Source organism: Neptuniibacter sp. UBA6509, assembly GCA_002435145.1.
GTDB lineage: Bacteria > Pseudomonadota > Gammaproteobacteria > Pseudomonadales > Balneatricaceae > Neptuniibacter.
In genome coordinates this window covers 89,112-98,215 of record DJLT01000034.1, presented here as the reverse complement: position 1 = coordinate 98,215, position 9,104 = coordinate 89,112, and the positions used below count along the sequence as shown (strand labels likewise).

The window sequence follows — 9,104 nt, the reverse complement described above, 5'->3', positions numbered from 1 at the left end:
TCGTCATACACTTTAAGGGTTAAACATGGAACTCTATATCGCGATATTTGTCTTTGCAGTATCGACCACCGTTACACCCGGCCCAAACAACATCATGATTATGACTTCTGGGCTTAATTTTGGCCTACAACGCAGCCTGCCTCACTTAATGGGTATCTGCCTTGGTTTTCCACTGATGGTTGCGGGCGTGGGTATTGGCTTTGGTGTTGTCTTCGAAAAATTCCCCATGGTACACGAGATCATCAAGATCCTTGGGGTACTGTACCTATTCTACCTAGCTTATCTTGTCGCTACATCAGCGCCTAAATCATTAGAGGCAAGTGATAGAGAAACAATGCATAAAGGCACGTCGAATAACGATGCGTCAAATAAAGATAAACACCAAGATAACCCTAAGCCCTTAACTTTTTTGCAGGCTGCGTTGTTTCAGTGGGTTAATCCTAAGGCGTGGGTGATGGCGACAGGTGCAGTCGCCGCCTATACAACACAAGATGCAGGCATGTTACTTCAGGTTCTGTTGATTGCCGGTGCTTTTCTAATAGCGAGTTTGCCCTGTGTAGGCATCTGGCTAGTATGTGGTACGTGGCTTAAGCGCTTTTTAAAAGAAGTGAGATACCAGCGCGCATTCAATATGACAATGGCTCTACTGTTAGTCGTATCAATTCTGCCAGTTATTAATGAACTAAAAGAGAGCTATTTAGTATAGAAATACCCATTTATAGCTCAGGGATAGGGGTTATAAAAACAGGGTAAAAATAGCTAACACGGGCACAATCATCGCAAGCGTAAAGCACTTCCCAATCAATTGTATAAAACTCACATTGGGATTCTTCCACACATGTAATGCATTGATAAAGGCGGTAGCAGGGATAGCGAACATACCGATTAAAAAAGCTCCTAAACCTGCCCAAGAACCGTTTCCTTGATTTGTTTCAGCGATAATAAACACTACCAAAACCTGAAATAAAGCAGGCAGTACAACCCCTATGAGATAACGCACGATACAACTTCCCCTATGACAGGTCCTTTCAGTCGGAGACTGGGCATTCAAAATCAGGCGATTTTACAATTAATACATCACAATCAACATGATCGACAACATATTCCATAGTGCTGCCTACCAGCAATCGATCAAAGACACTCCTTGCAACAGCTCCCATAACAATAACATCAATATTATTATGAGCCGCATAGTTTTTGATCGTCAGCTCAGTTTCACCTTTTATAATATCAACTAAATGGGAGTCAGTATTGATATCAAACTCTGCCAGTAACGTGTTACAGCGCGTAAAATGCTGCTTCTCCACTTTGACTTGAAGCGCATCATAGTCCGTCACTAACTGTTCATCGAAAATAGCTTCATGGGGCAAGGTGTGATAACAGTGGAGTACACGAAGTTCACTAAAACCATCGGCTGAAAACCTCTTCACTTGGTTTAATATCTCTCTATCGAGTTTCCCCTCTTGATCCCCCTGATGCAGGGGATCAATACAAGCAACTAACCGGGTAAGGTCTTTCCAAGGGCGTGACTTAGAAAACAGAACAGGAACGGGGCATTTACGCGCAATTTGCCAATCCACAGGGGCAAACAGATAATGTCCTACACGATTATGAGGTTGTATGGGGTGTATTAACAGATCGGGATTATAGCGCAGTACTTTTCTGACAATTCCTTCTGCTGCATGCCGATCCCAGCATGCATCGTATCCGGCTTCAATACCTTCACTTTGCAGCTTGAAGCATAACGCTTCTAGTTTAGATTCCATCTGACAAACATAGGCATGTTCAGCTGTCTGCTCTTCTCGCTTATCAAAAAGGTATCCATGTTTTATAAATCGATTATAACAACAGCAAAATAACTCAACAGAAGCGGAATGTTGACGCGCGATATGAATAGCCTTCTTCAATAAGCTGTCAGTCTCTGATTTAAAATCAATATTAACCAGAATCTTATCCATTTTATCCCCTCGGCTTTTCCCACGAGAAAGTTCGACATCCACATTAATTTTGGACGCTATCTTTAAGGAACGCCAATTAGAGACGAATGAAATATAAAAATATCTTTTATATTAGATATTACTTATATATAATATCTACCTCATCACTACCTTTATTCAGGAGCCGATATGTCAATCAATGCAGCCTTACGCCTAATGGCAGGTATAGTCATCCTTATAAGCCTAGCGCTAGGTACATACATTAACGCTAACTGGTATTACTTAACTGCTTTTGTCGGTTTTAATCTATTGCAATCCGGGTTTACCCGCTGGTGCCCAGCGGTGTTCATTTTCCAAAAAATTGGACTCAAAGCTGAAAGTTGTGACACCACTGGAATGAGTATTCACCAAGGCTTACATATTATCGCCGGGAGTGTTGTTCTACTCAGTGTTGGGTCTGTCATTTTACTTAACCTCAACCCTATGCTTTTAGCTATCACGGCGATTGTAGGAGCAAGCCTAACCCAATCAGCTTTTACCGGCTGGTGTCCAGCCATGATGGTTGCGTCAATGCTTGGATTTAAAAAGACAGAGCCTCTTAGCGAAACTAGTCGTTAATTCGGCTCTTAACACTGAATCATGGCCTCTACCGCTGATTAATCAAAAGAGCAAAACAACCTTATGCCGGATTCTTTAATCCGGCTTTTTTTATTGCGTTAAGGCAATATTTTTTTATTCACAGCCGTTACAATGGTAGGGTTTTTTAACTACCCTGGGCTCGAATTTGTTTTTAAGAATTGCAGGTTTAATTGTACCTTCACTTATTCTCTTATGTGGTGCGGGCTTACTATTACCCATTACAGCCCAGCTGAGTAATGAGTATCAGCAGATACTCACTTTAACGCCCTACCTTTTAGCCATTGTTGTTACCCTCTTAGGCTATGGATTTAACCGAAGCCGTATCCTTTTTGCAGCCCTAAATTTAAGCGGTGCCTACTGGTTAATTCAAAACGGTCTCCAAACAAGCCTTAATCAACCTGATGCCTTTGTACTGTTCAGCTCTATCTCCGTTCTATTACCGGTACATATGGGTCTCATTGCTTTCTATAAAGAGCGAGGGCTCTTTACGCCTCTAGGTATCAGTAGGCTTCTTTTCATAATTACTAGCTATCTGGTTCTTTATCTCACGTGGGCAAACGGCTCTCTTGGTCTCTACTTACCTGATCTGCCTATGAGTATGCTTGAGATGCTATTGCATGAGTATTACCTAAGCGAGGCAGCGGCCATTACCTTTAGTATCTGTATCATCCCTATTTTGCTCTCTTTTACCCTACGCAGAACCTATACAGATGCGGCCCTACTCGCCTCATTTATCTCAGCTTTAATTATGCTAAGTTGGTTTAATCACCCTCTTATTTCAGCACTCTTTGTTTCTGCCAGCCTCATTGCACTAGCTATTTCAGTTGTACAGAATTCTTATCGTATGGCGTTTATTGACGAGCTTACTTGCATCCCCGCCCGCCGCGCACTTCAAGATAAGTTCTCTACTTTAGGTAAGAAATATACGTTAGCGATGTGCGATATTGATCACTTCAAAAAATTCAACGATACCTATGGGCATGATGTGGGCGATCAGGTATTAAAAATGGTCGCAGCTAAACTCAATCAGGTCAGTGGTGGCGGTAAAGCTTATCGCTATGGTGGTGAGGAATTCACTTTAGTCTTTCCCGGTAAAAGCGAAGCTGAAGCCCTGCCCTATATAGAACAACTACGCGAAACCATAGCCAACTACCCCATGCATATTCGGAATCAAAACCGGCCTGATAGTAATGAAAAAGGGCAACAGATGCGCAGTAAGCCTGATGATGGAGAAACTGTCAGCGTACAGATTAGTATCGGTGTGTGCGAAAAAACAGCAGATATAGCAGACCCACATGGGGTTATGAAAAAAGCGGATGAGGCACTGTATACGTCGAAGAAAAATGGACGTAACTGCACTACAGCCGTTCACTTTAAGCCAGAGCAAAAACCTAAAAGACGTGGCCAACGTAAAGATTATGCTTAGCTTTACACGCCTACTCTGAATTATTCTGACTCAGTAATTCCAACGCAGCCGAGCATACATATTAGATGCATCTTCAAACTGCCCAAAAAAAGTATGCCGCTGCTCACCACCAAATATGTTTCCCCCAATGGTTAAATTCAATTCATCATTAAAGCGATATTTAACCGATGGGCGGTGATAATAGTCTTGGTCAGTGGGTGAATAAAAGCTAAACCAACTCAGAATTAGATTATCTTGCATTGCGCGATAGGTCATACGCACCGTCCACATTTCACGGTGCTGATCTACACGATAAATTGAGCCACCATCACTAGCACTTAGCGCCTCATAATCTAACTGGTGTTCTGAATAATACTGCACCCCTAAGGTTAATTTGGAAACTAGCTCCTGTTCATAGCCCAATAGTAATCTCACTTGGTTATTCGGTAAAAAGGGATCGTCTCCTCGATCATCCTCACCGTTATACCAAGAGAATTCCGCATGTCCGATACCACTAGCTACATTCGTTCTCAGGCTTGCACCAAGACTGGTGAGTGGACTATAGAAAGGTCGATTATTGCTATTAACAGCATTTGGCTGCTTCCAAAAGCCGCGATAGCCATATAAAGCCCACTCGGTACTACTTACACCCAAAATCTGAGTAGTTCCATGAAGTCGGGCAGCGAACTCACCGTTACTTAAAGTTTTGCTAGGTTCTTCGGGACTCACTTTTCCATTCGGTGCGGCCTGCTGACTAGCAGCTAAGGGTGAGAAATATGAGAATCGCTCTCCTGAAATAAAACGATCATGCGCAAATATCGGCGTCCAGACTAGATCCAAATTGGCACTCTCTCCATAGACAGAGGCCTTAAGGCTAGTCGATGGCGCTTTTAGGTATTCATCATCCCGCCCAGCGAAAAAAGACACCCAATCTTTAGCGAAGAGGTCGTTTAGAAAAACAAGATCACCTGTACCCCAAGTGAGTACTTGATGACCTGCTTTAATATCAACCTGACTATTCAGAGAAAAGTCAGCAACAGCCTCACGCAGATCTACCTGCAGACCATGATCAACTCCATCCGCATATAGATCTAACTTACCACTTAATCGAAGATCATCAACGTAACTATTGCTATAAAAACGCTCAGCCTCAATACGCCCACGAAGTTCTGCTAATGTGAAATCATCGTCAGGTAGCAGATCATCACTGTTGAATCTTGCCCCTACAGCACCCTCAATAAAACCATGAAGCTGCAAGCCTTCGGTAGCCTCGGTCTCATCTCCCCATGCATCATCACCCCAGCTACCCTCATCATCTGATGTAGACGCACTGTAGCTATTGGCACTGCTCATTAAAAGAACAACGCTACATAATACAGGTGACCATAACGAGCGTTTATTAAAGCCCATTATTAGTTTCTCCGTAACCATTCACGTGGTGGTTTACGCAGCGAACGCTCGGTAAAGACAGCCGGTTCCATCCCTAAGTTATAAGCCTGAAAACGAAACTCTAAGGTTGTCGACCCTCCACTTCTCAGATCCGTAATACGTGACTTAGTTACCGTTTCATACCCTTGAATCTGTTTACTCGCTAATACCTCTACTCGACGATAGAGCTCATCGACTTCATCAAAGTACTCAATCTTTTCTGGCAAAAAAGTCTGCTTATTAATCCAAGCGGTATAACGGCTAAATTCCACACTTTGCGGATCAATCGGTAGGTTTTCAATCAGATAAAACTGTTCATCAGTTTCTATTAATCGATGAGTATCCTCTGCAAGCGCTCTGCCTGAGACATCCTCATAGAAGTAATGAGATCCCACAAAGCTCGTCCGCTTATCACCTGCAGAAATACGCTTCACAAGATCTAGTCCAGGAAGGTAAAGCCAACGATCATCGTCACTAGCGGGATTTTTAGCTACAAGAAACACGGTATTACGCACATCACTTGGACGACTAAAAACCACTAAAAAGTCCTGTTCACCGCCATCGCTCTTAGTATCAGAACTGTCCTCTCGATCCGTTCGATCACGACGTAAAATAGTGAACTGGCGTTTCTGCTCTCGTCCTTGGGAATCCTTAATTAACATACGTGCTTCAGAACGACCGTCATTGGCGGCATAATAGGAGGTCAAATTTGCTTTCGACACAATCTCATCTGCATCCGTTAAATCCGCCGCATTTAATACGCCACTGAGTGTAGCGACTGTAACCAAAGTAAAAATAGCTTTTTTGGAGATCTGCTTAAGCATTCTCTTTCTCCTGATTCTGTTCTGGGTCTAATTCTAGTTCTAGGGCTGGTTCTGGGCCTGAAACGGAAAACAAACGATCTTTATCCTTTATCTGATGAATCACTGCGGGTAACAAAACCACTGTAACAACAGCAGAGACCGCCATAATCACCGCCAAGAAAAAGCCCACTGTGATATAAGGGACGAGTGGCGCAAATAACAGAGGCGTAAACCCCACAGCAATCACAACAGCATTACGGCTAATCGCCCGAGCAGGCCCTTTGTAAACTTCATCCACAGTGGCAGGCCAATCGCCAGTTTCACGATAAATAGCGCGGCAACGCTCTAAGAAGTGAATAGCAAAATCTACAGAAAGCCCCAGAGTTAAAGCAGATAGAACGGCAATCGGCATATCGTAATCCTTACCCACAAAGCCAATCACTGCGTAGATAAATAAGATAGTTACCGTTAACGGAAGCATGGCTAGTAAACCAATTTTCACCGATCGAAACAGCAGCAGCATCATCACCAGCACCATAAAAAAAGCACTGGTCAAACTGTTCAACATGCCACTGACCATCTGCTCCTGCCACACCACATTAATGTATGTAAGACCGGCCCAATTCATCTCTACATTGATCGGCAACGGATGTAGTTCAACATAATCATCCACCAACTCAATAACACGACTCATCTTCTGGTTATCGCCGCTTTTCAACTGCAACCATAAAACCGTAGCGTTATAGTCTGGCGTCACCATATGCCATAGATCATCAGGGCGATGTGAAGATTGGAAGCTTAAAATAGTCTGCGCTGCAGCAGCGCTATTCTTAGGTAACAAGTACTGAGATGAATCGCCTCCCTGAAGCTCGCGATAAACAGTCTTTAACAGAGTAACCAATGAGTTACTTTTGCCCACTAACTCGGAACTATTTAAATGAGTCTGCAAACCCTCAAGGTAATTGAGGGCGTCAGGCGATAGGAAGAACTTACTCTGAGATTGAGCCTTTTCCACAACACTTAAAAGCTCTAACCATAATGACTCATTTGCTGCATCCTCGTAGGCTAGATCATCTAAATCAAATGCGAGCTTTTCCAACCAAGATTTATTACTACTTTCTCTGTATTCAATAAGTATTGATTTCAGCTTTTCGGCAATCGGTTGATCAATTGCTAAAGACTCTAATTGACCTAAAAATTCAGTCTTCTGTGTAGCCAACCCCGTACGTTCTAGCACTAAAAAAGCATCGTAGGTTCCGGAAAAATGTGAGTTCATCACTTTATCGGCAATGCGTAGGCGGTGATCCTCTTTAAACCAACGAACAGGGTTATCGTTAATTTGGATCGTGGTTAATCCATAAATAGACACCGTACCCACCGCAACGAACAATAAAATAATCCCTTTAGATTTCGCAATAGAGAACCGCCCTGCAAGGCTAAGAAAACGGCCTAACTTACTCTGTTCCTCAGATTTATCAGTGAGTGAATGGTCTTTTAACGCGGCCAAACGCTTAGGCGATAAACTCACAATATAGGCAGGCACTAGAGTAACTGTTAATGCGAAAGCTAATAGAATGCCAAAGGCCACATGCAAACCAAAAATCTGTACCGGAGGAATCGGTGTCAACGCCAAAGATGCAAAGCCAACAGCAGAAGTGATCGAGGTATAGAGCATCGGTGTAAATAGGTGCCCAACCACGGAGCGTAAAGCGGATTGCGGCTTATCGCCCGGCTTATAACGGTCCGAGAATTCCGACAAAATATGCACCGAATCCACCACCGCAATCGGCATTAGAAATATGGGGATCATCGAGCTCATAATATGAACGGTATAACCTTGGCCAATAAGGAGCCCCATAGTAATAATAACCGCAGCCATCGCCACCAGCATAGGTGCAGTTATCAACAGCATAGAACGGAAAAACACCCACATCAGCACAAAAATCATTAATCCAGCAAGTGGCGCCGATATCGCCATCTGAATGAACATCTCAACGCCAAAGGTATCTTCAGCCACAGGTAAACCCGCCATATGAAAACTATTTCCCGATGTAGGCGACGCAGCATTTAACTCATCAATGACAAGTTGAATCTCTTTAGAAAGGCGGTAACTTTCAGACTTATTTTCGATTGGGATATAAACCCCGGCAGCTTTTCCATCGCCAGAGACTAAGGTATTTTTCAATAGGGGTAAGTTTTCTACAGAGGCTTTAATCTGATCTGCTTCCGCCTGAGTTTTAGGCGCAGACTTCATCATCCACTCAAAACGGATCGTACCGGGCTGATCTGTTGATTGGCTGATATTATCAACGGTATTTAACGCCATCAGATCCTGACGAATAACGCCATCCATCGTCTGAACCGCAAGAGAAAGTTTATTCAAATCCTGCAACGTTTGCGGGTTATATACTCCCTGCTCATGCTCTGTATTCACCACCCCAACAACGATCATGTCATGCAGTGAAAAGCGCTTTTTAACCTCATCATGAAACACACGATCCACTTGATCATGGGGCAGCATATTCTCAGGGTCTGTATCTACCTTAATACTCGGGATCTGTAATCCTGCAAATACCACCAATGCAAAAATAGCTAGAAAAACCTGTTTAGGCTTCTGCATCGACAAAGCAACCAACCACCCTTTAAACCCCATAAAGCCACCCAAAAGCACTGTATATATTAGAAAGACTTAATATACATTGGACAATACTAATATTGCAACAGCTTATGTACATATCGTAAGCGATTTACTGAGACCTTCTAAAGGCAAACGATAAGAAGCAATAGCATATGGCGATAGATGATTAAGCAAACAACTGAAAGCTTGCACCAACATATAGGCTCGGTTAACAATGGAGTTTAATCAGACAGATGGATGTCTGGCATGGGTAG

Annotated in this window: 8 protein-coding genes; 3 read left to right on the top strand and 5 right to left on the bottom strand. The window is 43.1% G+C overall.

Going from position 1 to position 9,104, the window contains the following annotated elements; genetic code table 11:
• Positions 1-25: 25 nt before the first annotated feature.
• Positions 26-706 carry a LysE family translocator gene (locus tag B4K11_RS04660; RefSeq protein WP_292949720.1) on the top strand — a complete coding sequence of 227 codons (681 nt, stop codon included), beginning with the start codon at positions 26-28 and terminating at the stop codon, positions 704-706.
• Between the two features lie 30 nt (positions 707-736).
• On the opposite strand, the gene B4K11_RS04655 is transcribed toward B4K11_RS04660, so the two are convergent.
• Positions 737-1,000, bottom strand: coding sequence for a hypothetical protein (locus B4K11_RS04655; RefSeq protein ID WP_292949719.1), 264 nt, complete (start codon positions 998-1,000; stop codon positions 737-739).
• Between the two features lie 28 nt (positions 1,001-1,028).
• Positions 1,029-1,958, bottom strand: a complete 930-nt coding sequence (locus B4K11_RS04650) for a universal stress protein (RefSeq protein ID WP_292949717.1) — start codon at positions 1,956-1,958, stop codon at positions 1,029-1,031.
• Positions 1,959-2,126: 168 nt separating this feature from the next.
• On the opposite strand from B4K11_RS04650, the gene B4K11_RS04645 reads away from it, so the two are divergent.
• Positions 2,127-2,555 carry a YgaP family membrane protein gene (locus tag B4K11_RS04645; protein WP_292949715.1) on the top strand — a complete coding sequence of 143 codons (429 nt, stop codon included), beginning with the start codon at positions 2,127-2,129 and terminating at the stop codon, positions 2,553-2,555.
• 166 nt (positions 2,556-2,721) lie between these two features.
• On the top strand, positions 2,722-4,002 hold the full coding sequence (locus tag B4K11_RS04640; protein ID WP_292949713.1) for a GGDEF domain-containing protein: 1,281 nt from the start codon (positions 2,722-2,724) through the stop codon (positions 4,000-4,002).
• A 30-nt stretch (positions 4,003-4,032) separates the two neighbouring features.
• Here the strand turns inward: B4K11_RS04640 and B4K11_RS04635 are convergent, their stop codons facing one another.
• Genes B4K11_RS04635 through B4K11_RS04625 form a run of 3 tightly spaced genes read right to left on the bottom strand, consistent with a single transcriptional unit; the run spans position 4,033 to position 8,865 of the window.
• Positions 4,033-5,391: a hypothetical protein gene (locus B4K11_RS04635; protein ID WP_292949711.1), complete on the bottom strand. Its 1,359-nt coding sequence runs from the start codon at positions 5,389-5,391 to the stop codon at positions 4,033-4,035.
• Positions 5,392-5,393: 2 nt separating this feature from the next.
• Entirely contained in the window at positions 5,394-6,233 is an 840-nt protein-coding gene (locus B4K11_RS04630; protein ID WP_292949710.1) for an outer membrane lipoprotein-sorting protein, read from the bottom strand.
• Positions 6,226-8,865, bottom strand: a complete 2,640-nt coding sequence (locus B4K11_RS04625; protein WP_292949708.1) for an efflux RND transporter permease subunit — start codon at positions 8,863-8,865, stop codon at positions 6,226-6,228. The genes B4K11_RS04630 and B4K11_RS04625 overlap by 8 nt, the downstream gene beginning before the upstream one ends.
• Positions 8,866-9,104 lie beyond the last annotated feature (239 nt).

Coding starts and splice junctions, on each gene's coding strand:
- B4K11_RS04660 (WP_292949720.1), top strand. CDS start 26: ATGGAACTCTATATCGCGATATTTGTCTTTGCAGTATCGACCACCGTT.
- B4K11_RS04650 (WP_292949717.1), bottom strand. CDS start 1,958: ATGGATAAGATTCTGGTTAATATTGATTTTAAATCAGAGACTGACAGC.
- B4K11_RS04645 (WP_292949715.1), top strand. CDS start 2,127: ATGTCAATCAATGCAGCCTTACGCCTAATGGCAGGTATAGTCATCCTT.
- B4K11_RS04635 (WP_292949711.1), bottom strand. CDS start 5,391: ATGGGCTTTAATAAACGCTCGTTATGGTCACCTGTATTATGTAGCGTT.
- B4K11_RS04630 (WP_292949710.1), bottom strand. CDS start 6,233: ATGCTTAAGCAGATCTCCAAAAAAGCTATTTTTACTTTGGTTACAGTC.
- B4K11_RS04625 (WP_292949708.1), bottom strand. CDS start 8,865: ATGGGGTTTAAAGGGTGGTTGGTTGCTTTGTCGATGCAGAAGCCTAAA.